The 24,426-nt window shown below is 73.4% G+C and carries 23 protein-coding genes; 4 read left to right on the forward strand and 19 right to left on the reverse strand.

The window, feature by feature from the left end:
• Positions 1-141 precede the first annotated feature (141 nt).
• The gene (gene pgeF, locus ABZ215_RS36350) at positions 142-843 is read right to left on the reverse strand and encodes a peptidoglycan editing factor PgeF (protein ID WP_354954982.1); all 702 of its coding nucleotides are present in this window, start codon (positions 841-843) and stop codon (positions 142-144) included.
• 83 nt (positions 844-926) lie between these two features.
• Here pgeF and ABZ215_RS36355 point away from each other — a divergent pair, with 83 nt between their 5' ends.
• A complete protein-coding gene (locus tag ABZ215_RS36355) occupies positions 927-1,754 on the forward strand; it encodes a hypothetical protein (RefSeq protein ID WP_354954984.1) in 828 nt (275 codons plus the stop codon).
• Between the two features lie 24 nt (positions 1,755-1,778).
• Here ABZ215_RS36355 and ftsZ read toward each other — a convergent pair whose 3' ends face one another.
• Positions 1,779-3,065 (reverse strand): cell division protein FtsZ, encoded by a 1,287-nt coding sequence (ftsZ, locus tag ABZ215_RS36360; protein ID WP_237337426.1) that lies wholly within the window; start codon positions 3,063-3,065, stop codon positions 1,779-1,781.
• A 189-nt stretch (positions 3,066-3,254) separates the two neighbouring features.
• A complete protein-coding gene (locus ABZ215_RS36365; protein ID WP_354954986.1) occupies positions 3,255-3,749 on the reverse strand; it encodes a DinB family protein in 495 nt (164 codons plus the stop codon).
• 97 nt (positions 3,750-3,846) lie between these two features.
• Between ABZ215_RS36365 and ABZ215_RS36370 the strand changes: the two genes are divergently transcribed.
• A complete protein-coding gene (locus ABZ215_RS36370) occupies positions 3,847-4,281 on the forward strand; it encodes an OsmC family peroxiredoxin (protein WP_237337424.1) in 435 nt (144 codons plus the stop codon).
• Positions 4,282-4,307: 26 nt separating this feature from the next.
• Here ABZ215_RS36370 and ABZ215_RS36375 read toward each other — a convergent pair whose 3' ends face one another.
• The 16 genes from ABZ215_RS36375 to ABZ215_RS36450 form a co-directional block, all read right to left on the reverse strand.
• A complete protein-coding gene (locus tag ABZ215_RS36375; protein ID WP_354954988.1) occupies positions 4,308-5,102 on the reverse strand; it encodes an FtsQ-type POTRA domain-containing protein in 795 nt (264 codons plus the stop codon).
• Positions 5,103-6,512 (reverse strand): UDP-N-acetylmuramate--L-alanine ligase, encoded by a 1,410-nt coding sequence (gene murC, locus ABZ215_RS36380; protein WP_354954990.1) that lies wholly within the window; start codon positions 6,510-6,512, stop codon positions 5,103-5,105.
• Positions 6,509-7,612 (reverse strand): undecaprenyldiphospho-muramoylpentapeptide beta-N-acetylglucosaminyltransferase, encoded by a 1,104-nt coding sequence (gene murG / locus ABZ215_RS36385; RefSeq protein ID WP_020423144.1) that lies wholly within the window; start codon positions 7,610-7,612, stop codon positions 6,509-6,511. Before murG ends, murC begins: the two co-directional genes overlap by 4 nt.
• A gap of 6 nt (positions 7,613-7,618) precedes the next feature.
• On the reverse strand, positions 7,619-9,043 hold the full coding sequence (gene ftsW, locus ABZ215_RS36390) for a putative lipid II flippase FtsW (protein ID WP_237337422.1): 1,425 nt from the start codon (positions 9,041-9,043) through the stop codon (positions 7,619-7,621).
• Positions 9,030-10,424 carry a UDP-N-acetylmuramoyl-L-alanine--D-glutamate ligase gene (murD, locus tag ABZ215_RS36395; protein WP_354954992.1) on the reverse strand — a complete coding sequence of 465 codons (1,395 nt, stop codon included), beginning with the start codon at positions 10,422-10,424 and terminating at the stop codon, positions 9,030-9,032. Before murD ends, ftsW begins: the two co-directional genes overlap by 14 nt.
• A gap of 2 nt (positions 10,425-10,426) precedes the next feature.
• Positions 10,427-11,515 (reverse strand): phospho-N-acetylmuramoyl-pentapeptide-transferase, encoded by a 1,089-nt coding sequence (gene mraY / locus ABZ215_RS36400; RefSeq protein WP_017981836.1) that lies wholly within the window; start codon positions 11,513-11,515, stop codon positions 10,427-10,429.
• Positions 11,512-12,981: a UDP-N-acetylmuramoyl-tripeptide--D-alanyl-D-alanine ligase gene (murF, locus tag ABZ215_RS36405; RefSeq protein ID WP_020423141.1), complete on the reverse strand. Its 1,470-nt coding sequence runs from the start codon at positions 12,979-12,981 to the stop codon at positions 11,512-11,514. The genes mraY and murF overlap by 4 nt, the downstream gene beginning before the upstream one ends.
• The gene (locus ABZ215_RS36410) at positions 12,978-14,567 is read right to left on the reverse strand and encodes a UDP-N-acetylmuramoyl-L-alanyl-D-glutamate--2,6-diaminopimelate ligase (protein ID WP_237337420.1); all 1,590 of its coding nucleotides are present in this window, start codon (positions 14,565-14,567) and stop codon (positions 12,978-12,980) included. The genes murF and ABZ215_RS36410 overlap by 4 nt, the downstream gene beginning before the upstream one ends.
• Before the next feature lie 177 nt (positions 14,568-14,744).
• Positions 14,745-16,598 (reverse strand): penicillin-binding protein 2, encoded by a 1,854-nt coding sequence (locus tag ABZ215_RS36415; RefSeq protein ID WP_354955002.1) that lies wholly within the window; start codon positions 16,596-16,598, stop codon positions 14,745-14,747.
• A gap of 35 nt (positions 16,599-16,633) precedes the next feature.
• Entirely contained in the window at positions 16,634-17,386 is a 753-nt protein-coding gene (locus ABZ215_RS36420) for a hypothetical protein (RefSeq protein ID WP_354954994.1), read from the reverse strand.
• Positions 17,383-18,342 (reverse strand): 16S rRNA (cytosine(1402)-N(4))-methyltransferase RsmH, encoded by a 960-nt coding sequence (rsmH, locus tag ABZ215_RS36425; RefSeq protein WP_237337453.1) that lies wholly within the window; start codon positions 18,340-18,342, stop codon positions 17,383-17,385. Before rsmH ends, ABZ215_RS36420 begins: the two co-directional genes overlap by 4 nt.
• 179 nt (positions 18,343-18,521) lie before the next feature.
• Positions 18,522-18,953 (reverse strand): division/cell wall cluster transcriptional repressor MraZ, encoded by a 432-nt coding sequence (mraZ, locus tag ABZ215_RS36430; protein ID WP_026153053.1) that lies wholly within the window; start codon positions 18,951-18,953, stop codon positions 18,522-18,524.
• Positions 18,954-19,409: 456 nt separating this feature from the next.
• Entirely contained in the window at positions 19,410-20,123 is a 714-nt protein-coding gene (locus ABZ215_RS36435; RefSeq protein WP_354954996.1) for an ESX secretion-associated protein EspG, read from the reverse strand.
• Entirely contained in the window at positions 20,120-20,677 is a 558-nt protein-coding gene (locus tag ABZ215_RS36440; RefSeq protein WP_354954998.1) for a PE-PGRS family protein, read from the reverse strand. The genes ABZ215_RS36435 and ABZ215_RS36440 overlap by 4 nt, the downstream gene beginning before the upstream one ends.
• A 10-nt stretch (positions 20,678-20,687) precedes the next feature.
• On the reverse strand, positions 20,688-21,230 hold the full coding sequence (locus ABZ215_RS36445) for a DUF3558 family protein (protein ID WP_354955000.1): 543 nt from the start codon (positions 21,228-21,230) through the stop codon (positions 20,688-20,690).
• Positions 21,223-21,573 (reverse strand): hypothetical protein, encoded by a 351-nt coding sequence (locus ABZ215_RS36450; protein ID WP_020423131.1) that lies wholly within the window; start codon positions 21,571-21,573, stop codon positions 21,223-21,225. Before ABZ215_RS36450 ends, ABZ215_RS36445 begins: the two co-directional genes overlap by 8 nt.
• 249 nt (positions 21,574-21,822) lie before the next feature.
• Here ABZ215_RS36450 and ABZ215_RS36455 point away from each other — a divergent pair, with 249 nt between their 5' ends.
• Both ABZ215_RS36455 and ABZ215_RS36460 read left to right on the forward strand, forming a co-directional pair.
• Entirely contained in the window at positions 21,823-22,911 is a 1,089-nt protein-coding gene (locus ABZ215_RS36455) for a MoxR family ATPase (protein WP_020423130.1), read from the forward strand.
• Between the two features lie 6 nt (positions 22,912-22,917).
• Positions 22,918-24,192 (forward strand): DUF58 domain-containing protein, encoded by a 1,275-nt coding sequence (locus ABZ215_RS36460; RefSeq protein WP_237337416.1) that lies wholly within the window; start codon positions 22,918-22,920, stop codon positions 24,190-24,192.
• Positions 24,193-24,426: the final 234 nt, after the last annotated feature.

Raw genomic sequence — 24,426 nt, forward strand, 5'->3', positions numbered from 1 at the left:
GCAGCCCTCCGTGGAAGCTGGATGGCGACATGCTCCTGACCCTCGCGCCGCACGGCCGCCCGGCCGCCGCGCACGCGTCGGCGACGCGCGCCTCCACGGCTTCGAGGGCCTTGGCGATCTCCTCCCGGCGCTGCTCGTCGCTCATTCCGGCTCGGCCCAGGTCAGCGCGGCGATGCGACCGGTGGTGCCGTCGCGCCGGTAGCTGAACAGGGTCGGGTCCTCGGCCGTGCAGCGCGGGTCGACGCCGACCTTGCCGACGCCGGCCTCGGCGAGCTGGCGCCACAGCCCGGCGCGCAGGTCCAGCCCCGGCTTGCCGGCGCGGGTGCGGGTCGCGCTGCCGGGCAGGTGCTTGTCCACGTCGGCGGCCATCTCGGCGGGCACCTCGTAGCACTCGCCGCAGATCGCCGGGCCGAGCAGCACCTCGATGCGGCCCATCTCGGCGCCGGCTTCGACCATCACCTCGAGCGCGGCGGGCAGCACCCCGACGCGCGCGCCGACACGGCCGGCGTGCACCGCGCCCACCACGCCGGTCTCCGGATCGCCCAGCAGCACCGGCACGCAGTCCGCGACGAGCACGGCGACGGGCAGGCCGGGGGTCTTCGTCACGAGCGCGTCGGTGGCCTCGGCGGGCGCGGTCTCGCTGCCGTCGACGACGGTGACCGTGCGGCCGTGCACCTGCTCCATCCAGGCCACCCGCTCCACACCCAGCTCGGTGCCGAGCCGCTTGCGGTTGGCCTCGACCGCGGCCGGGTCGTCACCGACGTGGTCGCCGAGGTTGAACGTGTCGTACGGCGGCGCCGAAACGCCACCCGCCCTGGTCGTGACCACCCGACGGATGCGCAAGTCCCACTACCTCCACTCGCCTGGTTTCCCCTGAGCCTACTGGGAACCGGACGCGGTGCTCGGCCGGTCTCACCGCCATGGACATGCCACCCGTGCCCCCGAGCGTCCGCGCACTGGCCACCTCCGGGCAGCTGCCGCCGGACCTGGCCGCGCTGTTCGCCCCGCCCGGCCGGGAGAAGTGGACCCGGATCGCCGAAGCCGTGGACGAGCGCCTGGACGAGGTGGATCCCGCGGTACGGGGCGCGTTCGCGCTCGCCGGGGCCTACGGGCACCTGGACGACATCGAGTTCCTCGGGCCCGGCGAGATGGACGAGCACAACGACCGCGCGATCGCCCTGCTGGAGGAAGCGCTGGAACACGGCGTCCCGGAAGAGGAGGCGGAGGGCCTGTGGGACGTCACCTTCCGGGTGCCGGACGTCGCCCACCTCGCCCGCGACCACGAGGAGTACCTCGCCGAGCACGGCACGACCGCGAGCGGGCGGCTCAAGGCGAAGCTCGACGAGGCCGACGCGCGCTACGCGGCGGGCGACCGCGCCGGAGCGCTGGTGTTGTTCCGCGAGATCGGCGAGGCCGACCTGTGGGGTGAGTTCAGCGGGGCGATGGAGGTCTCCGACCTCGGCTGGTGCCGGCTGCTGCAGGACGCCGTCCGGTTCGACGGACCCGAGGCGACGCGGCGGATCTGGCAGGCGGCGCGGGCGAGCCGCCACGCGGCGCGGTTCCCGCACCCCCACTGGTCGGTGCCGCTGGCCGAGCTGCTGATGGGCGCCGGGGTGCCGGACATCCTGGAGGTCGTGGTCGCCGAGCGGCTCGACGCCGCGCTGCGGGACCACCTGCCGTGGGAGCTGTCCGAGGACGAACGCTGGACGCTGTCCCGCGCCATCGACGAACTCGAACAGCACCACCGGGCCTGACCGCGGGTCAGGCCCGGCGCGGGGTCAGCGCCGCATGAACGGCGGGACGTCCACGTCGTCGTCGGACGGGTCGTCGGTCACCGGGACGGCCCGGCTGGGCAGGCTGCCCTGGCTGGTGCTCGTGCGCGGCGCCGGGTAGCTGCGGCTGCCGCCACCGGCCTGCGGAAGCCCGCTGGGCGGCGTGCCGTAGTTGGTGCCCGACGGCGGCGTCCGCGGCGGCGTCACCGGGAAGCCGCCACCCGCCGGCGGCGCCGGGGGCTGCGCCGACGCCGCGGGCGCAGGCTGGCGGACCTGCCCGGCCTCGGCGGAGGCCGTCGTCGAGCGGGTGCCCACCGCGGGCGGCTCGAGCTTCTTGTGGGTGGGCGAGCCGGAGTCGAACCCGGCCGCGATCACCGTCACGCGCACCTCGTCGCCGAGGGAGTCGTCGATGATCGTCCCGAAGATGATGTTCGCCTCGGGGTGCGCGGCCTCCTGCACCAGCGAGGCGGCCTCGTTGATCTCGAACAGGCCGAGGTCGGAGCCACCGGCGATGGACAGCAGCGCGCCGTGCGCGCCCTCCATCGAGGCCTCCAGCAGCGGCGAGTTGATCGCCTTCTCCGCGGCCTGCACCGCGCGGCCCTCGCCGCGGGCGGAGCCGATGCCCATCAGCGCGCTGCCCGCGCCGGACATCACGCTCTTCACGTCGGCGAAGTCCAGGTTGATCAGACCCGGCGTGGTGATCAGGTCGGTGATGCCCTGGACACCGGAGAGCAGGACCTCGTCGGCGGAGCGGAACGCGTCCATCAGGCTGACGCCGATGTCGCCGAGCTGCAGCAGCCGGTCGTTGGGGATGACGATGAGGGTGTCGCACTCGTTGCGCAGCGCCTGGATCCCGTCCTCGGCCTGCTTGCCGCGGCGCTTGCCCTCGAAGGTGAACGGCCGGGTCACCACGCCGATCGTGAGCGCGCCGAGCTTGCGCGCGATCGAGGCGACCACCGGCGCGCCGCCGGTGCCGGTGCCACCGCCCTCGCCCGCGGTCACGAAGACCATGTCGGCGCCCTTGAGCACCTCCTCGATCTCCTCGCGGTGGTCCTCGGCGGCCTTGTGCCCCACCTCGGGGTTGGCGCCGGCGCCAAGGCCGCGGGTCAGCTCGCGGCCGATGTCGAGCTTGACATCGGCGTCGGACATCAGCAGCGCCTGCGCGTCCGTGTTGATCGCGATGAACTCGACACCCTTGAGGCCGACCTCGATCATGCGGTTGACGGCGTTCACGCCGCCTCCGCCGATGCCGACGACCTTGATCACCGCGAGGTAGTTGTGCGGGGGCGTCATCGGGTCCGCCTTCCTATCGTGAATTCCTCGTACCGCTCACCGGGAGCGAAAACCCTCAACCTAAACTCAAGGTTCAGAGTTATGTCAACTCCCCGCTCCGTCCGCCGAAGGTAGGGATCCGGCGAACCGGAATCCAGTAGCCACGCCGCGTGTCGGCCGTGGCGTTGCAAAATCACCGCGCCGGACGCGTCATTCGCCGGCCCGGCCGTCGGTCAGCTCACGCAGCAGGTCCAGGTGCCCGGCGTGCCGCCCGGTCTCCTCCACCATGTGGATCAGCACGTAACGCAGGTTGATCGAGCCGTCCCGGAAGGACACGAGGGTCTCCGGCGCCATCCCGGCGGCGATCTCGCGGCTGACCGCGCACTGCGCGCGGTAGGCGTCCACCAGGTCCGCCAGCGGGATCGTGAGCGCCTCGCGGAAGTCCGCGTCGCGGTCGGCGGCCAGCTTCTCGTCCCACCGGCTGGGACGGCCGGCGAGGACCACCTCGAACCAGTGGTGCTCCACATAGGTCAGGTGGCTCACCAGGCCGGCGATCGTGGTCAGCTCGCTCGGCACGAGGCTGCGGCGGGCCTGCTCGTCGGTCAGGCCCGCGCACTTGAGCACGACGGCCTCGCGCAGGAAATCCAGGAACGCGCCGAGTTGCTCGCGCTCGCCGCCGTCGAAGGCCGGCTCCGTTCTGATCATGACCCACAGCCTTCCACAATGGATGTGTTGCGCGCAATTGAATTGCGCGCTATGTTCGATGGCGGAAGGATCTTCACACCGATGGAAGGGGAACACCATGCCCAGTCGCGACGCCACCACCCACTGGGAAGGCGGCCTGCAGAACGGCAAGGGCCACGTCACGCTCGACTCGTCGAACGCGGGCCAGTTCGACGTGTCGTTCCCGACCCGCGCCGGCAATCCGGAGGGTCAGACCAGCCCGGAGGAGCTCATCGCCGCCGCGCACTCGTCGTGCCTGGCGATGAACCTGTCCGGCGTGCTGGAGTCGCAGAACCTGCGCGCCGAGTCCATCGACGTGAGCGCCGAGGTCACGCTCGGCCCGGCCGCGGGCGGCGGCTTCGAGATCAGCGGCATCGCGATCACCCTGCGCGCCACCGTCCCCGGCGTGGACGCGGCGAAGTTCGCCGAGCTGGCGAAGACGGCCGAGCAGACCTGCCCGGTGTCGAAGGCGCTGGCCGGCACGACGATCACGCTGGACGCGGCGCTCGACTGAGCGATCCCGGCCGGCCGTCTCCGTCCTCAGGAGACGGTCGGCAGCTCGGGGCTCGCGACGTCGTAGACCTGCCCCTCGCGGGTCAGCAGCACGTTGAGCACCTGCGCCTTGCGCTCCGCCTTCTCCGCGTTCCCCCAGCGGACCGTCTTGCCGCTGGCCAGCGTGAACTCCACGCCGCCCGGGGTTTTGGCCCGCACGACCGTGATCTGCCCCTTCAGCGGTTGCGGCACGGTCGCGAGCACCGCCACCACCGAGCGCGTCAGCGGATCGTCCGGGGCCACCGCCGCCACCTGCACCTCCGGCAGGCCGTCCGGCTTGTTCTGCACCGTCTTGTAGTCCAGGCCGCCGGAATCGACCAGGTGGAACCCGTCGGCCGCCGCGGTGAAGCCGATCGGCGTCCGCTCCGTCACCGTGATGTCCACAGTGGACGGCCACGACCTGGAGACGTCCACAGTGGCCACCCCGGGGATCGCCGTCACGCGGGCGGCGATCTCGTCGGTGTCCAGCAACAGCATCGGCTTCAGGTCGGGCACCGCGGCGGCGGCCAGGATCTGGTCCCCCGGCACGCTGTTCGCGCCGTGGACCTCCACCGACCGGACGCCCAGCAGCGACGTGAACAACACGACGTAGGCGAGCCCGGCCACCGTCAGCACGGTCAGCAGCGCCACCCAGCGGCGCCGCAGCGCGCGGCGCCGCGAGACGCCCGTGCCGGTGCGCCGCCGCGCCGTCAGCGGGCGCCGTCCCCGGCGGCTGCGCACCGCCGACGACGACCGCCGCGTGGACGGCCTGCTGCGCTCCTCGCTCCGCGCTCGCGTCGCCACCTAGCCCCCGGCCCGCCGGTCCAGCTCCGCCAGGATCTCCGACCCCAGCTGCGTCACGTCGCCCGCCCCCATGGTGACCAGCAGGTCGCCGGGCTTGACGAGGTCCGCGGCCAGCGCCACGGCCCGGTCGAACGCCGGCTCGTAGTGCACCCCGGCGCCGGTGATCTGCTCCGCGATCAGCGCGCCGCTGACGCCCGGCTCCGGCTCCTCCCGCGCGCCGTAGACGTCCAGCAGCACGACCTCGTCGGCCAGCCCCAGCGCCTCGGCGAACTCCGCGGCGAACAGCTTCGTGCGCGAGTACAGGTGCGGCTGGAACACCACGACCACGCGACCGTTCCCGGCGGCGTGCCGCACCGCGCGCAGCTGCGCCGCGACCTCCGTGGGGTGGTGGGCGTAGTCGTCGTAGACCCGCACGTCGCCCGCGCGGCCCTTGAACTCGAACCGGCGCCGCACCCCGCCGAACGCGGCCAGCCCCTCGGCCAGCCCGTCCAGCGGCGCGCCCAGCTCCAGCCCGGCCAGCAGCGCGGCCACGGCGTTGAAGGCCATGTGCTCGCCCGGCACCGCGACCCGCACGTCGGTCTCGGCGCCGTCCAGCGCGATCCGGATGATCCCGCCGCCGTCGGCGGGCCGGTAGTCCAGCACCTTCGCGTCGCCGGGGTCCGTCACCGACCGGCCGTAGCGGCGCACCCGCACGCCCGCGGCCGCCGCGTGGTCGCCCAGCGCGTTCGCGGCCTCGTCGTCGGCGCACACGACCAGCAGGCCGCCCGGCTCGATCCGGCGGGTGAACTGCGTGAAGACGGCGGTGTAGGCCTCGGCGGTGCCGTGGTGGTCCAGGTGGTCCGGCTCGACGTTCGTCACCACCGCCACCGACGGCGAGTAGCTCAGGAACGACCCGTCGCTCTCGTCGGCCTCGGCGACGAACAGCCCGCCCTCGCCGTGGTGGGCGTTGGCGCCGGACTCGTTGAGGTCGCCGCCGATCGCGAACGACGGGTCCAGCCGGCAGTGCTGCAGCGCCACGGTGAGCATCGACGTGGTCGAGGTCTTGCCGTGCGTGCCCGCGATGCAGGCGACCCGGTGCCCGGCCATCAGCAGCGCTAGCGCCTGGGCGCGGTGCAGCACGGGGATGCCGCGCTCGCGGGCGGCCACCAGCTCCGGGTTGCTCTCCTTGATGGCCGTCGACACGACCACCGCGGACGGGCCGCCGGGCAGCGCGTCCAGGTTCTCCGGGCGCTGCCCGATGCCGATCTCGGCGCCCTGCGCGCGCAGCGTCAGGAACGCCCGGGAGTCCTTCGCGTCCGAGCCGGACACGCGGGCGCCGCGCGCCAGCAGGATCCGTGCGATGCCGCTCATGCCGGCGCCGCCGATCCCGATCAGGTGGGCCCGGCTCAGCTCGGCGGGAACGTCGCTCACTTTCCGCACACCTCCAGGACGATCCGCGCCAGCACCTCGTCGGCCTCGCGGTGGCCGAGCCCGACCGCCGCCGAGCTCATCTCCGCGACCCGGGCGGCGTCGGTGACCAGCGGGACGACCAGCTCGGCCACCTTCGCCGGGGTCAGGTCGGCGTCGGGCACCAGCAGCGCCGCGCCGGCGTCCACCGCGGGCCTGGCGTTGATCGCCTGCTCGCCGTTGCCGTGCGGCAGCGGCACGAACACCGCGGGCAGCCCGACCGCGGACACCTCGGCCGCGGTCATCGCGCCGGACCGGCACAGCACCACGTCGGCCGCGGCGTAGGCCAGGTCCATCCGCTCCAGGTAGGGCACCGGCACGTACGGCGGGCGGCCCGGGAACTCCTGCACCACCAGGCTGTTCTTCGGCCCGTGCGCGTGCAGCACGCCGATCCCGGCCTCGGCCAGCTCCTTGGCCGCGCCGGACACCGCGTTGTTGATCGACTGGGCGCCCTGCGAACCGCCGAACACCAGCAGCGTCGGCGCGTCCGGGTCGAGCCCGAAGTGCGCGCGGGCCTCGGCCCGCAGCGCCGCCCGGTCCAGCGAGGTGATCGACCGCCGCAGCGGGATGCCGACGACCTCGGCGCCCGGCAGCGGCGTGCCCGGCACCGCGACCGCGACCCGCTTCGCGAAGCGCGCGCCGACCCGGTTCGCCAGGCCCGGCGACTGGTTGGCCTCGTGCACCACGATCGGCACCCGGCCGCGCGCGGCGAAGTACGCCGGCAGCGACACGTAGCCACCGAACCCGACCACGACGTCCGCGCCGACCCGGTCCAGCACCTCGCGCGTCTGCTTCACCGAGTCCCGGATCTTCAGCGGCAGCCGCAGCAGATCGGTGGTCGGCTTGCGCGGCAGCGGCACCGGCGGGATCAGCTCCAGCGGGTAGCCGCGCGCCGGGACCAGCTTGTTCTCCAGCCCGCGGGACGTGCCGAGTGCGACCACCGTGGCGTCCGGCCGCAGCCGCCGCACGGCGTCGGCCAGCGCCAGCGCGGGTTCGATGTGTCCGGCCGTGCCGCCGCCCGCCACCACCACGGTGGGAGCCACGCCGGTAACCGCCTTGCTCACTTGCTCCTACGTCCCTCTCCGCACTGAACTTCCCCGTCTGGCCGGCGTCGACCGCCGGCGCTCGGGCGCCTGCGCCGATCGTGCCCCGCGGGCCGAGGGCCGGTCACCGCGGGGTGCCGGACGGCCGCTCCCCCGCCGCCGCGCCGGCGGCCGGTAGACCTCGGGGGCGGGCAGGCGCAGGAGACGGCCGAACTTGCCCGGCCCCTGCGACCGCAGCGCCGCCACCGACTCCGGCTCGTGCCGTGCGGCGTTGGCCAGCAGGCCCATCAGGAACATGGTGACCCAGATCGACGTGCCGCCCGCCGAGATCAGCGGCAGCGTCACGCCGGTGACGGGCAGCAGCCCGACCACGTAGCCGATGTTGATCCCGGCCTGCGACACCGTGAACACCGTCAGCGTGCCGGCGGTGATCCGGATCCACGGGTCCAGGTTACGCATGGCGATGCGCAGGCCCACGATCGCGAGCCCGACGAACAGGCCGATGACCACGATGCAGCCGATGAACCCGAGTTCCTCGCCGATCACCGCGAAGATGAAGTCGTTCTGCACGTTGGGCAGGTAGGACCACTTCGACGGCCCCTGCCCGAGGCCCTTGCCGAACAGGCCGCCGTCGGCCAGCGCGTACTTGGCCTGCGTGGCCTGGTAGGCGGCGCCGCTGGTGTCCGAGCCCGGCGACAGGAACGACATGACCCGCGACATGCGGTAGGACGCGGTCAGCGCCAGCACCACCGCACCGGCGATGCCGCCGGCGAGGATCACCGCGAACAGCCGCTTGGGCGCGCCGGCGAACCACAGCAGCGACATCAGCACCACGCCGAGCGTGATCGTGCCGGACAGGTTGGGCTGCGCCATGACCAGCGCGAACATCAGCAGCGCGACCGGCACCACCGGCACCATCAGGTGCCGCCACTGGTGCAGCACGTGGTACTTGGTGACCAGCACGTGCGCGCCCCACAGGGCGAAGGCGACCTTGGTGAACTCGACCGGCTGCACCGAGAAGCCGCCCACCACGAACCACCGCTGGGCGCCGCCGCCGGCCGAACCGAGCGGCGTCAGCACCAGCGCCAGCATCACCAGGCACACCAGCACGGCCATCGAGGACAGCGCGCGGGTCCGCTTCAGCGGCATCCGCAGCGCCACCCAGAACACGACCGACCCGGTGAGCACGAAGATCAGGTGCTTCTTGAACAGCGCGTACACGCCGGAGCCGGTGTCCGGGTCGACCGAGGCCACCGAGGACGCCGACAGCACCATCACGATGCCGATCGACGTCAGCAGGCCGGTCAGCGCCAGCACCAGGTGGAAATCGGCCAGCGGGCGCGACAGCCACGCGGTCAGCGCGGTGAACGTGGCGCGCGCCGGGCTCTGCCGGTCGCCCCGGTCCCGTCTGCGCGGCGCGCTGTCCTGCTCCTTGTCCTCAACGACCGTCATCGGCAGACCCCGTCGCACGGGCCAGGACCGCGTCGGCGAAGGCGTCACCCCGATGGGCGTAGTTGCGGAACATGTCCAGGGACGCCCCGGCGGGCGCCAGCAGCACCACGTCACCGGGCCGGGCCAGGTCGCTGGCCACCGAGACCGCCTCGTTCATGGCCCCATCGTCACCCGAGGCGACCCGGTGGACGGGGACATCCGGCGCGTGTCGCGCGAGAGCGGCCGCGATCACCGGGGCGTCGGCGCCCATCAGCACGACCCCGCGCAGCCGTCCGGCGACCACCTCGACCAGTTCGTCGACCGCGGCGCCCTTGAGCTGCCCGCCCGCGATCCACACCACGCTGGAGTGCGCGAGCAGGGACCCGGCGGCAGCGTGCGGGTTGGTGGCCTTGGAGTCGTTGACGTAGCGGACCCCGCCGAACTCGCCCACCTCGACGGCGCGGTGCGCACCCGGCTGGAACTCGCGCAGGCCCTTGGCGACCCCGGCGGGGTCGATGCCGTAGGCGCGGGCCAGCGCGGCCGCGGCGAGGGCGTTGGCGAGGTTGTGCGGGCCGGCCGGGCGCACCTCGCTCACCGAGATCAGCTCGTCGGCGGAGTGCTGCGGGTCCGGGCCGTAGGCGCGGTCGATCAGCAGGTCCTCGACCAGGCCCAGCTCGCCCGGCCGCGGGGTGTCCAGCCGGAACCCGACGCGCTTCGCCCCGGCGGGGGCGTACTCGCCGGCCAGCCGCACCGACCACGGGTCGTCGGCGTTGTGCACGACGACGTTCGAGTGGGCGTGGATGGTGCCCTTCGCGGCGGCGTAGGACTCCATCGTGCCGTGCCAGTCCAGGTGGTCCTCGGCGAGGTTGAGCACCACCGAGGCGTGCGGGGCCAGCGTCGAGGACCAGTGCAGCTGGAAGCTGGACAGCTCCACCGCCAGCGCCTCGTAGCCTTCGAACACCGCGTCCAGCACCGGCAGGCCGATGTTGCCGCAGGCCAGCGCGTGCACCCCGCCGGCGCGCAGCATCGACTCCAGCATGCCGACCGTGGTGGTCTTGCCGTTGGTGCCGGTGACCGCGAGCCAGGCGGCCGGGTTCGGCAGGTCCCGCGAGGCGCGCCAGGCCAGCTCGACGTCGCCGATCACCTCGATGCCCGCCGCGGCCGAGGCGACCAGCAGCGGCGCGCTCGGGCGCCATCCGGGGCTGGTGACCACCAGGTCGGTGCCCGCGGGCGGTTCGGTGAGGCCCGGGGCCAGTTCGGCGCCCAGGCCCTCCAGTTCGGCCAGCCGCTCGGCGTTGCCGTCGGTGACCGTGACCCGGGCGCCACGCTCGGTCAGGGCCCGCACGGCCGATCGTCCGGTGACCCCGGCGCCGGCGACGAGCACGTTGCGTCCGGCGAACACGACTAGCCTCCCGCGCCCAGCTGCTCGGAGTAGAACAGGCCGAGGCCGAACATGCAGCAGATGGCGGCGAGCAGCCAGAACCGGATGATCACCGTGGTTTCGGCCCAGCCGGCCAGCTCGAAGTGGTGGTGGAACGGGGCCATCCGGAACAGGCGGCGGCGCGTCGTGCGGAACACCGCGATCTGCAGCACCACCGAGATCATCTCGACCATGAACAGGCCGCCGATGACGATGGCGAGCAGCTCGGTGCGGGTGGTGATGGACAGTCCGGCGACCAGGCCACCCAGCGCCAGCGAACCAGTGTCCCCCATGAAGATCTTCGCGGGCGCGGCGTTCCACCACAGGAAGCCGACGCAGGCGCCAGCCGCGGCGGCCGCGACCACGGCGAGGTCCAGCGGGTCGCGCACGTCGTAGCAGGCGGCCTGCGGGGTCACCACGCAGGACAGGCGGGCCTGCCAGAACGCGATCACCACGTAGGTGGCCAGCACCATCGCCGAGGTGCCGCCTGCCAGGCCGTCCAGGCCGTCGGTGAAGTTCACCGCGTTCGACCAGCCGGAGATGACCACGTAGCAGAAGATCACGAAGATCACCGCGGGGAAGGTGATCAGCGCGAGGTCACGCACGTAGCTGAGGTTCCGCGAGGCCGGGGTGAGGCCGTAGCGGTCGGCGAACTGCAGCGCCAGGATGCCGAAGGCGACCGCGACCACGAGCTGGCCGACCAGCTTCGCGGTCTTGTTCAGCCCCAGGTTGCGCTGCTTGCGGATCTTGATGAAGTCGTCGAGGAACCCCACCACGCCGAGGCCGACCGCGAGGAACAGCACCAGCAGGCCGGACGCGGACGGGCCGTCGTTCGCGGAGCTGCCGGAGCCGATCCAGTTCATCAGGTGCGCGGCGAAGTAGCCGACCACCATCGCGATGATGATCGCGACCCCGCCCATCGTGGGCGTGCCGCGCTTGGACTTGTGGCCCTGCGGGCCCTCCTCGCGGATCTCCTGGCCGAAGCCCTGCCGGGAGAAGACCCGGATGAGGTAGGGCGTGAGCAGGATGGAGACCAGGAGACCGATCGCGGCCGCGATCAGAATGCTGATCACGCAACACCTTCCTTGAGCAGTGCGTCAGCGACGAGCCAGAGCTCGGCGACCTTCGAAGCCTTCACGAGCACGACGTCACCGGGTTCCAGCTGCTCGCGCAGGAGGTCGATCGCGGCGGCGGCGTCGGGCACCAGCACGGACTCCTCACCCCACGAACCCTCGTGGCTGGCGCCCTGGTGCATCGCGGCGGCCTCGTCTCCGACCACCACGAGCCTGCTGATGTTGAGCCGGACCGCGAGGCGGCCGATCTCGTCGTGCGCGGACACGCTATCGGCACCGAGTTCGCCCATCACACCGAGGACCGCCCAAGACCGCCTGCCGCGGCTGGCCGAGGCCAGTGTCTTGAGCGCGGCACGCATCGACTCGGGGTTGGCGTTGTAGGAGTCGTTCATGACCACGACGCCGTCGGCCCTGGTGGTGACCTCCATGCGGCGCGCCGAGCGGCGCTGGGCGGCCGACAGGCGCTGCGCGACCTCTTCCACGGTGGCGCCCAGTTCCAGCGCGATCGCGGCGGCCGTGAGCGCGTTGCCGACGTGGTGCTCGCCGTACAGCGACAGCGTCACCGGCGCCTCCCCGGCCGGGGTGATGAGCCGGAAGGAGGCGCGGGCCTGCTCGTCGAGGGTGATGTCCTCGGCGCGCACCTGCGCGTCCGGGTGCTCGCCCACGCCGACGACGCGGGCCGTCGTGCGGCTCGCCATCGCAGAGACCAGCGGATCGTCCAGGTTGAGCACCGCGATGCCGCCCTCGTCCGCCGACGGCAGCGCCTCGACCAGTTCGCCCTTGGTCTTGGCGATGGCCTCGCGCGAGCCGAACTCGCCGACGTGGGCGCTGCCCACGTTCAGCACGGCGCCGATGCGCGGCGGGGCGATCTCGGCGAGGTGCGCGATGTGGCCGGGGCCGCGGGCGGACATCTCCAGCACCAGGTGCCGGGTGCGCTCGTCGGCGCGCAGGGCGGTCCACGGGTGGCCCAGCTCGTTGTTGAACGACCCGGGCGGCGCGACGGTCTCGCCCATCGGCTCGAGCAGCTGCGCGATGAGGTCCTTGGTGGAGGTCTTGCCCGAGGAGCCGGTGACCCCGACGACGGTGAGCCCGCCGCGGGACAGCTCGATCACCACGTGCCGGGCCAGCTTGGCCAGCGCGGCCAGCACGGCGGCGCCGGAGCCGTCCTTGTCGCCGGTCAGCGCGAGCGCGCGCTCGTGCGCCTGGCCGGGCGGCAGCGGCGGCACGATCACCGCGGGGGCGTCGACCTCGCGCGCGGCCAGCACGCCGGCGGCGCCGCTCTCCACCGCCTTGGCGGCGAAGGCGTGCCCGTCGACCTTCTCGCCGGGCAGGGCCACGAACAGCCCGCCCGGGGTGAGGCGGCGCGAGTCGAACTCGACGCTGCCGGTGACCGTCTCGCGTCCGTCGGTGCGGTGCAGCCGCCCGCCGGTGACGGCGGCGATCTGCTCCAGGGTCAGCGGGATCAACGGGTCTCCTGGTTCTCTTCGAGCCGGCGCCGGATCGCCGCCGCCAGCTCGTCGCGGTCGGAGAAGGGGTGCACGACGCCCGCGGCCTCCTGGCCGGTCTCGTGGCCCTTCCCCGCGATCAACACGACGTCCCCGGGCCCGGCGAGCTCGACGGCCTTGACGATCGCCTCGCGCCGGTCGCCGATCTCCAGCACCTCGCCCGCGTCGTGACCGGCCGCGCGGGCCCCGGTCAGCATCGCGGCGCGGATCGCGGCCGGGTCCTCCGACCGCGGGTTGTCGTCGGTGACGATGAGGACCTCGCTGCGCTTGGCCGCGGCCTCGCCCATCATCGGGCGCTTCGCGGTGTCCCGGTCGCCGCCGCAGCCGAGGACGGTGATGATCCGGCCCTCGGTGCGGGCGCGCAGGGCGTCCAGCGCCTGCGCCACCGCGGCCGGCTTGTGCGCGTAGTCGACGACGGCGGTGAAGTCCTGGCCCAGGTACACCCGCTCCATCCGGCCGGGGACCTCCACGTGCGCCAGGCCGGTGACCGTCTCCTCCAGCGTGACGCCGCAGGTCTCCAGGATCGCCGCGGCCAGCAGCGCGTTGGCGATGTTGAACGTGCCGGGCAGCGGCAACGTGGCGCGTGCGGTGCGGCCGGCCGGCGAGTGCAGCGTGAAGCTCTGCTCACCGGTCGGGGTGGTGGCGAAGTCCGTGGCGGTCCAGCTGGCGTCCACGCCCGGCTCGGTGGTCACGGTGATCGTGTGCGGCGTGACCAGCGCCTGGCCCCACGCGGTGTCGATGCACACCACCTCGGTGGTGGAGCGGCCGTCGAACAGCAGCGACTTGGCGGCGAAGTACTCCTCCATGTCGCGGTGGAAGTCCAGGTGGTCCTGGGAGAGGTTGGTGAACGCGCCGACGGCGAAGCGGGTGCCGTTGACACGGCCCAGGGCGAGCGCGTGGCTGGACACCTCCATCGGCACGTGCGTGACGCCCTGCTCGACCATGACGGCGAGCAGCGCCTGCAGGTCCGGCGCCTCGGGCGTGGTGAACGCGCTGGCCAGCCGCTCCCCGGCGATGCGGGTCTCGATGGTGCCGATCAGGCCGGTCACGTGCCCGGCGGCGCGCAGGCCCGACTCGACCAGGTAGGTCGTGGTGGTCTTGCCCGACGTGCCGGTGATGCCGAGGACGGCGAGCTCCAGCGACGGCTCGCCGTAGATCCAGGCGGCCATCGAGCCGAGCACCCCGCGCGGGTCCGGGTGCACCAGCACCGGGACGCCCGCCTCACGCAGCGCCGGCCGGTCCGCGCCCGCCTCGTCGGTGAGCACCGCCGCCGCCCCGGCCGCGATGGCCTCCGCGGCGAAGTCCGCCCCGTGCGCCCGCGCGCCCGGCAGCGCGGCGAACAGGTCGCCGGGCAGGACGTGCTGGGCCCGCAGGGTGGCCCCCGTGACGACCGTGTCGCCCGGCCAGTGCGGCTCGCCGACCAGGCGCGCGTCCGCGCGCGCGACGAGCGTGGTGAGCGGGACCGGCTCGATGCGGGTCGGCCGTGGCGGCGCCACCGCCGCCTTCACCGGGCTGTCCGGTACCCGCCCCTTCGCTTCCTGCGACATGGTGCTGCTTCCAGACGCTTCCACCGACACAGCACGGAAGGTTACCGAGGTGGTTTTCCCCGTCCGCGAGCCGGTACTCCTAGCGCTTGTGTCTCGATTGGACAGCGACGGCAATCCCCGCGACGCCTCGCCGGGCGAGGCTGGTGCTGGGGCGGCTCCGCCGCTGATGGGCGGACCTCAGGGCAGCACGAGCGGCACGTACGGCGCCGCGCCCTCGGACAGCGGGATCTGGAACCGCTGCGTCAGGTACGAGGCGATGTCGTGGAACAGCGGCGCCGCCGAGTGGCCCGCGGGCAGCGTGGTGTCCGGCGCGTCCAGGCGGATGCCGACCACGAACCGAGGGTTGTCGGCGGGCAGGATCCCCGCGAAGGTGATGTTGTAGAGCGTGTCGCTGTACGCCCCGGTCGCCGGGTTGACCTGCTGGCCGGTGCCGGTCTTGCCGGAGATCTGGTAGCCCTCCAGCGCCGCCGTCGGGGCCGTCCCGCTGTTGCCGTTCTTCCCGGTCTGGGTGACCGCCCGCATCATGTTCCGCACCGTCGTCGCGGTCTCCGGGCTGACCACCTGCGTCGTCTCCGGCGCGGCCTTCGGCACCACCGTGCCGTCCGGGCGGATCTCCTCCTTGACGATGCTCGGCTGCACCCGCAGGCCGTTGTTCGCGATCGCCTGGTACATCGCCGTCATCTGCACCACGGTCATCGACAGGCCCTGCCCGATCGGCAGGTTGCCGAACGTGGTGCCGGTCCAGGTGTTGCGCGGCGGCACGAACCCGCGGCTCTCCCCGGACATGCCGAGGCCCGCGCTCTGCCCGATGCCGAAGCGCTTGAGGTAGTCCAGGTACTTGTCCGGGCCGAGCTGCTGGGCCAGCAGCAGCGTCCCCACGTTCGACGATTTGGCGAAGATGCCGGTGACCGAGAAGTTCTGCGTGCCGTGCACCCACGCGTCGTGGACCGTGTGGTCGGCGACCTTCAGCGAGCCGGGCACCTGCAGCACCGACTCGGGCGTCACCAGGCCCTGGTCGATCGCCGCGGTGGCGGTCACGATCTTGTTCACCGAGCCCGGCTCGAACGGCGTGGACACCGCCTGCAGGTCCATCAGCGATTGTGTGTAGGTCTTGTTGTCGTACGGGTCGAACGTCGCGTCGTCGGCGATCGCGTAGATCTCGCCGGTCTTCGCGTCCATCACGACCGCGCTGGCGCCCTTGGCGTGCGACTGCCGCATGTAGTCGGCCAGCGCGTTCTGCAGGAAGTACTGCGTGTCCGAGTCGAGCGTGAGCACCACGTCGTTGCCCGGGGTCGCCGGCTGCACGTCCCGCTCGGTGCCCGGGATGATGACGTTGTCGTTGCCCTGCTTGGTGTCCGCGACGTAGCGGCCGGGCTGCCCGGCGAGGTCGGAGTTGAGCGTGTACTCCAGCCCCGCCAGGCCCTGCAGGCTGTGCTTGGACACGTCGGGGTCGTCCATCCGCCAGTTCGCCAGCCCGACGACGTTCGAGGCCAGCGTGTCGCCCGGGTACTCGCGGGCGGCGCGCACCTCGGCGCCGATCTCCGGGAAGGCCTTGGTGATCTCCTCGGCGATCGACGGCTCGACCCCGTCGACCAGGTAGGTGAACGACGTGGTCTTGCGGAAGTCGGCGAGCAGCTCGGCCTCGGTGACCCGGCCGGGCAGCTTGGCGGCGATGAACTTCGCCGCGTCCGCCGCACGCGTCTCGTAGTTCTGGCCCCCCGCCGGGTTCTTCGCCGCGACCTCGTCCCACGCCTTGCGCATCGCGCGCAGGTTCACCGACAACGCGCGGGTTTCCACCGTGAACGCCAGCTTGACGTTGTTGCGGTCCACAATGGACCCGCGCTTGGCCGGGATCGGGATGGTGGTGCTGCGCTGGCTCTCCGCCTTCGCCGACAGGGCCGCGGCCTGGAAGCCCTGCACCTGCACGAGCTTGAGACCGGCCAGGACGAGCACGGCGACGAGCGCGATGCGCACGCCGACGTAGCGCCCCTTGCCGGTGGCGGCGTTGGGCTGGCCGGCCACCTGGCGCATGCGGGCGCCGTAGCTGCGGCGTCCCGGCCGAGCCATCACTGCCCTCCCGTGGTCTGCTGTCCCGGCGCCTGCGTCTGCCCGCCGGCAGGCGGCACCTGCGCCTGGTCCTGCGGCTGGACGACCTGACTGTCGCCCTGCGGCACGTCACCCTCGATCGGGCGGCCGCCGACCGGGGTGCCCTGCGGCACCACCGGCGCGGTCTGCTGCTGGGTGACCGGGGCGCCCTCGGCCTTCTTCGGCTCGCCGACCACGGTCACCGACCCGTCCGGGTTCACCACCAGGTGCGCCGGGTCCTTCGCGGGCACCATGCCCAGCGCCTTGGCGCGCTCGGCCAGCGACGACGGCGACTCCGCGCCGCTGACGTCCTGCTGCAGCTGCTCGACCCGCTCGGCCAGCGCGGCGTTGTCGTCGCGCAGCTGCTCGAGGCGGTAGGAGTCGGCGATCGCCTGCGTGGACAGCAGCAGCGTGACCACCACACCGGCGGCGAGGAGCACCATCACCAGCAGCACGAACGTGGCGCGCGACCGAGGCAGCCGCAGCTTCAGCCGGGTCTTCTCGCGCTCCGGCTCGGGCGCGGTGCGCTTGAGGCCCTCGGCGCGCTGCGCCCGCCGGGCGTAGGCGCGCTCGGCGGCGGTGGTGCGCTGAGTCTGCTTGGCAGGCTGCCGCCGGGGGCGGCGCTTGGCCGGTACCGGTGTGCCCAGGCCCTCCTCGGCGGGGGTGTCCGAACGGCGCGGGCGCCGTCGCGGCTCGGCACCGGCCTGCCTGCGTGTCCGCGTAGGCGCTGTCATGCGTCCGCCTCCTTGATCCGTTCCGCCACCCGCAGCCGGACGGACGCCGCCCTCGGGTTCTGTTCGATCTCTTCCTCGCTCGCCTTCTCGGCGCCGCGCGTGATCAGCTTCAGTTCCGGCCCGTGGCCGGGGAGTTCGACGGGCAGGCCCGGCGGGGTCCGCGACTTCGCCAGCTCCGCGAAGGCCTGCTTGACGATGCGGTCCTCCAGCGAGTGGTAGGACTCCACGACGATCCGGCCGCCGACCGCCAGCGCGGACAGCGCCGCGGGGATCGCCCGCCGCAGCACCTCCAGCTCGCCGTTGACCTCGATGCGCAGCGCCTGGAACGTGCGCTTGGCCGGGTGGCCGCCGGTGCGGCGGCTCGCCGCGGGCACCGCGTCGTAGAGCAGCCGCACCAGCCGCTCGCTGCGGTCGAACGGCCGCCGCGCCCGCTCCGCGACGATCGCCTTGACGATCCGCTGGGCGAACCGCTCCTCGCCGTACTCGCGCAGGATCCGGACCAGCTCGCCGGGCTCGTAGGTGTTGAGCACATCCGCCGCGGTCTGCCCGGTCGTCGGGTCCATCCGCATGTCCAGCGGGGCGTCGCGGGCGTAGGCGAACCCGCGCTCCTCGGAGTCCAGCTGCATGGAGGACACGCCGAGGTCGAACATCACGCCGTCCACACGGGACAGTCCCAGCCGGGCGAGGACGTCCGGCAGGGTGTCGTAGACCGCGTGCACCAGCTCGACCCGGTCGCCGAACTTCGCCAGCCGCGCGCCGGAGCGTTCCAGCGCGTGCGGATCCCGGTCCAGGCCGATGAGCTTCAGCTGCGGGAAGGCGGTGAGCAGCGCCTCGGAGTGCCCGCCGAGCCCGGTGGTCGCGTCGACCACCACGGCCGGGCGGCCTTCCAGCGCGGGAGCGAACAGCTCCAGCACGCGCCCGGTCATGACCGGCACGTGCGCGGCCTCGGCTGCCACTTCTCCCACCCCCTTACACCGTCGTCCGGATGCCGTCAGGTCCCCGCCCGCCCGCTGCGGACCTGGTGCCGGGGAAGGTGCACCAGGGCCGCTGAGCGGACAGAGGCCTCACGACATCCGTCGCCGGATCCCGCCCCCACTTGCGTTTCGCCACCCGCGCCCCCCGACGGCGCGGGTCACTAGAAGACCCCCGGCAGGACCTCTTCCTGGGCCTGCGCGTAGCTGTCCTCGTGTTCCTCCAGGTAGGACTCCCAGCGCTGGGCGTCCCAGATCTCCAAGCGCGTGATCGCCCCGATGACCACGCACTCCTTGTTGAGCCCGGCGTAGCGCCGCAGCTCGGGCGCGATCGCGATGCGCCCCTGGCCGTCCGGACGTTGCTCGTCGGTGCCCGCGAACAGGTACCGCTGGTAGGCCCGCACCGCCTCGTTGGTGAAGGGCGCCTCCGCGACCTTGCGGGCCAGCTGCTCGAACTCCGCGCGCGGGAAGACGAAGAGGCAGTGATCTTGCCCCTTGGTGACCATCAGCCCACCTGCCAGCGCGTCGCGGAACTTCGCGGGCAGCGTGAGCCGCCCCTTGTCGTCCAGCTTGGGGGTGTGGGTGCCGAGGAACACCGGCACTCACCTCCCCACCGCTCCCGGTGCTCCACCGGATGCGGCCCCTGGGGCCTCCCTTCCGCCCCACTGGGCACCACCGTACCCCACTTTTCCCCACAGTCAACGCCACGGAGATGCCCGACCGGGCGAACGTTTCGGTGTTTTCGCAGGTCAAGGCGTGGGGGGCGAAGTGGGGAGAAGGTGGGGGGCGACGGCGCCCCTCCCCCGGGCCGGTTAGCTCACGGGTCCGGTCGCGGGCGTTTTCGCGCCGTGGTGGGGGCCGGTGGGGCGGGTGGTGGGAGGAAATGGGGGCCGTGGTGGTGGGAAGTGGGGGCCGGAGAACTCACGCACGTGAGGGTGGGACTCGGGAGAACCCCGAGACTCCGACACTCGGCGGCACGAGTTCGGCGCGCGAGGTGCGCGGCAGTTGCGTGGGTTGAGCGGCCGGTTGCGTGACCTTCGCCCGGACCGGTCTCAACCGACCAGGTCGGCCAGCCGCGCGGCGAGCCGGGCCGAGTCGGCAGGCACCACGTTCACCCACGGCGCTCCCCCGCGGCCCGGTTCCACCGTGCCCAGGTACGCGCCCTGATCAGTGCGGAACCAGCTCACCCCGCCGACCCGCCGCGGCCGTCCACCCTCGCGCACGCGCACCGTGAACTGGCCCGCCCCGAGCACCGGCCGGGACTGGATCGCCCGCACCTCCTCCAGCTGGCGCGCGGCGGCGCGTGAACCGCCGTCGCCGGCGAGGGCGTCGGCGGGCAGGCTGACCCCGTAGCCGGGCCCGGGCTCCAGCGGGGGCAGCAGGTCGACGACCGCCGTGAAGATCTCCGTGTCGCGGATCCCGGACAGCCCGATCGTCCGGCTCGGCTGCGCCGCCAGCACGCCCCGCCTGCCGCCGGCCGCGGCCACCACCCGGAACGGCGTCTCCGCGTCCAGCTCGGGCAGCGACTCGCACTCGACGTAGACCTCCGCGGCCGCCAGCGTCGCCAGCCGCGACTCGAGCGCGGAGTCCAGCCGGCCGCCGTCGAACAAGCCCCGCTCGGTCAGGTTCGCGTGCACCGCGCGGCGGATCTCGGCGCGCTCGGCCCCGGTCACGCCGACGCTGCGGACCTCCAGCGGCGACGGCACCCGGTCGTGCCCGAGGTCGTGCCACAGGATGTCGAACGCGGACGCCGAGACCCGGATCACCGCTCCCCCAGCTCCGGCGGCTCGTCGAAGAACCGGCCCGGCACCGACTCGCGCAGCGCGGCGTCGCGGGCGTTGAGCACGTCGATCGCCTTCTGCCGGGCCTCCTCGGCCGCCGCCCGCCGCCGCTCCATCGCGTCCGACAGCCCGGCCAGCGCCGCGAAACTCCCGCTCGCCGCGGCCTCCCGGATCATCGCCGCCGGGTCGTAGGGCACCGGCGGCGGCATCTCGTCCCGCGCCCGCGCCGCTATCCCGGCCTGGCGCCCGACCGCGTCGGACAAGCTCAGCGACAGCTCGGTCGCGTGCCCGGACCAGCTCTCGGCCTTGGCCAGGGTCTTGCGCAGCGCCTCCCCGGCTGGCCCGTCGAACGCCTCGCCCGCCCGTGCCGAGATCGCGCCCAGCGCCTGGGCCGACTCGCGCAGCCGCGCGGCCAGGCCCGCCCACTGCTCGCCGATCCGGCCTGCCGTGGCGGGGTCGTTGCCGTCGGCGACCTCGGCCGCCATCGCCTCGTGGCTGTAGGACTCGTACCGCCGCGTCGGCTCGGGCACCTGGTTCACGCTGGCTCCCTCAGGGCAGTTTCGGCTCGATCAGCCGGGCCACGGTGTCGGCCCGCTCGCACGCGAGCGGCGTGTCCTCGAAGCCCGTGTTGGTCACGTCCACCTGCACGCTGGCCTCCTGGCCGACGCCGAGCAGGACCGCGCAGGTGCCGTCCCCGGCGCGCCGGTCGGACACCCGGAAACCCTTGTGCGCGCCGACGGTCACGCGCTTGCCGGTGCCCTTGTCGATCTCCAGCGAGTTCAGCGGGGCGTTCTCGGCGAGCGTGACGGTGACGCCGAACGTGCCGGGCTCGGTCCAGTCGCAGGCCCGGTCGGCGCCGATCGTCTTCTCCGTGCCCAGCGACGTCAGCCCGGCGGTGGAGCGGTCGGTCGCGGTCAGCAGCTCGCACGGCTTCAGCCCGGCCAGCCCCGGCGGCGACGGCGGGACGCTGGACGACGAGGGCGCGGACGTCGGCGGCGGCGCCGCGGGCTGCGAAGCCGGCTGCCCGCAGGCGGCGAGCAGCAGCCCGGCCCCGGCGAGCACGACCACCACACCACGCATCCGCTCAGCCACCGCTGCAGTCGACGCCCTCGGCGGCGTCGTCGTCGCTGTCGGAGTACCGCTGCAGCGCGCGGCGGATGTTCGTCTTGAGCGTCTCCAGCTCCTGGCCGAACCGGATCAGCGAGTCGGCGGCCGAACCGGGACCGCCCAGCCCGTAGCGGGCCATGAACTCGCCGACCTCGCCGGCGTACCCGCCGCCCAGCGGCACGGTGCGGCCCAGCACCCTGGCCTCGCGCACCATTTCGCCGACGACGTCCTGCAGCTGGCTGATCTGCTGGTAGGCCCCGGCCGCCAGCTCGGGCGAGACCGCGAACGCCCCCGCGTTCACGTTCAGGCCGCCGCGCGTGTCGGTCATCGGTTCTGTTCGCACCTCTCGGTAGCCGACCGGTTCCGGAACGCAGCATAGCGCCCGAATCGAATTCAGGGTTCTTGGACCGACTTGGCCGGGGTTTGACACACTGGATGCCAGGCTGGGTGCCGGGGCGGGCGACCGCGGGCGTCACCTCCGTCCCCGGCTGTGAGATCCTTCCGCGCCGCGGCGCGGTTCAGGCGGGCCGCACCCGTGTTCCGGTTTTGAAAAAGGGCTTCGGCACCAGGAGGTCGAGTGACGTCGAGGACACAGCCTGCATCGCCCGGGGAGTACACCGGCGAGCAGGCGCCCGGGCAAGCGCCGTACCACGCCGGCGGCGCGAGCCCCGCGCACGGCCTGCCCATCAGCCACAACGGGCACGGTGAGCTGCACGAGACCATGCGCCGCATCGCGGCCAACGTCGAGCGGGTGCTCGTCGGCAAGCCCGAGGTGGTGCGCGTCGCGCTGGTGACGCTCCTGGCCGAGGGCCACCTCCTGGTCGAGGACGTGCCGGGCGTCGGCAAGACCTCGCTGGCCAAGGCGCTCGCCCGGTCGATCGACTGCACGGTCAGCCGCATCCAGTTCACGCCGGACCTGCTGCCCAGCGACGTCACCGGCGTGTCCATCTACAACCGGCAGACCGGCGGTTTCGAGTTCCGGCCCGGCCCGGTGTTCGCCAACATCGTGGTGGGCGACGAGATCAACCGCGCGTCGCCGAAGACCCAGTCGGCGCTGCTGGAGTGCATGGAGGAGAAGCAGGTCACGGTCGACACCACGACCTACCGCCTGGACGACCCCTTCATGGTGATCGCCACCCAGAACCCGATCGAGATGGAGGGCACCTACGCCCTGCCCGAGGCGCAGCGCGACCGGTTCACCGCGCGCGTGTCGATCGGCTACCCCGACCAGCAGGCCGAGCTGGCCATGGTCGACGAGCACTCCGGTCACGACCCGCTGGCCGACCTGCAGCCGGTGTCCGACGCGGCCACCCTGCACCGCCTCATCCAGCAGGTCCGCGGGGTGCACATCGCGCCGGACGTGCGCAAGTACGCCGTCGACCTGGTCGCCGCCACCCGGCAGGTGCCGGAGATCCGGCTCGGCGCGTCGCCGCGGGCCACGCTGCAGCTGGTCCGCTCGGCGCGCGCCCAGGCCGCGTTGTCCGGCCGCGACTTCGTCGTCCCGGACGACCTGCACGCGGTCGCCGTCCCGGTGCTCGCGCACCGGCTGGTGCTGACCACCGAGGCGCACGCGGCCCGCCGCTCCGCCACCGACGTGGTCCGCGCGGTGCTGCACCGGGTGCCGGTGCCCCAGGGCGGTCACCCGCAGACCGCCGGCCGCCGGTAGACGGCCGTGTTCCGGTCGCTGTCCGGGCTGACCACGCGGGGGCGGTGCCTGCTCGCCGCCGGCGTGGCGGCCGCGGTGTGCGCGGTGGTGCTCAACGAGCGCGACCTGCTGCGGGTCGCCGTGTTCGTGGTGGCGCTGCCGCTGCTGGTCGCCCTGTTCATCGCGGCGTCGCGGGTGCGCATCGGCGCGTCCCGCAAGCTGCTGCCCGAGCGGGTGTCGGCCGGTTCGGCCGGCGAGGTGGAGCTGGCGCTGTGGCGCAACGGCAAGCTGCCCGCCGGTGAGGTCCTGCTCGAAGACGGGGTGCCCTACGCGCTGGGTTCGCGGCCGCGGTTCGTCGTGGAGCGGCTGCCGCACGGGCGGGTCATCGCGCTGCGCTACCCGATCCAGCCGATGATGCGCGGCATCCAGCAGGTCGGCCCGCTGCGCGCGACGCTGACCGACCCGTTCGGGCTGTGCGAGTTCGACCGCGAGCTGATCGCGCACTCGCGGCTGGTCGTGGTGCCGAAGGTGGTGTCCCTGTGGGGGCTGCCCAGCGGCGCCGGGATCGGCGCGGGCGACGACGGCAGCGTGCGGCTGCGCGCCGGCCAGGGCGAGACCGACGTGGTGGTACGGCAGTACCGCCAGGGTGACGACCTGCGCAAGGTGCACTGGCGCTCCACCGCGCGGCGCGACGAGATCATGGTGCGGGTCGAGGAGCGGCCGTGGCGCGGCGGGACGACCGTCCTGCTGGACCACCGGGCCGCCGCGCACCACGGCACCGGGCCGGCCGCGAGCCTGGAGTGGGCGATCTCGTTCGCCGCGAGCGTGTGCGTGCACGTGCGGCGGGCCGGGCACCGGGTCCGCCTGGTCACCGAGCACGGCAAACCGCTGGCCGACGTGCCCGGCGACGGCGGCGAGGGCTACGACAACGTCCTGCTCGACGCGCTGGCCGCGTTGCAGCCGGCGCACCAGCGCGACCTGACGACCGGCCACGACCCGGCCGAGGGGCAGGAGCTGATCGCGATCCTGGGCACCGTGTCGAACCAGGCGGTGACCGAGCTGGCGCGGTTCCGGCCGCGCGGCATCCGCAGCCTGGCGGTGCTGCTGGACACCCCGGCGTGGTCCGGCGGGGTGAGCGCGCCCGAGCACCGCGCGGCGGCGACAGAGGAGTCGGCGGCGCTGCTGCGCGCGGCGGGCTGGGGAGTCGTGGTGGCCGGCCCGAACGCCTCGATGCCGCAGGTGTGGGCCGACCTGTGCCGCACGGCCGCCGGACGGGGCTCCCTGATCGGGGGTGCGCTGTGAGCGCCCTCCACGCGCGGATCCCACGCCCAGCGGCGCGAGCTCTCCATTCACGAGCGCGAGTTCTCCGTCCGGCGCGCCAGGCGGGGCTCGTTGACCGGACGTGCGCTGCGAGCGCCCTCCACGCGCGGATCCCACGCCCAGCGGCGCGAGCTCTCCATTCACGAGCGCGAGTTCTCCGTCCGGCGCCGCAGGCGCAGCTGGCGCTGATCGTGGTCGCGATCGCCGCCGGGTCGA

The organism is Amycolatopsis sp. NPDC006131 (genome assembly GCF_040614175.1).
GTDB classification, from domain to species: domain Bacteria; phylum Actinomycetota; class Actinomycetes; order Mycobacteriales; family Pseudonocardiaceae; genus Amycolatopsis_E; species Amycolatopsis_E tucumanensis.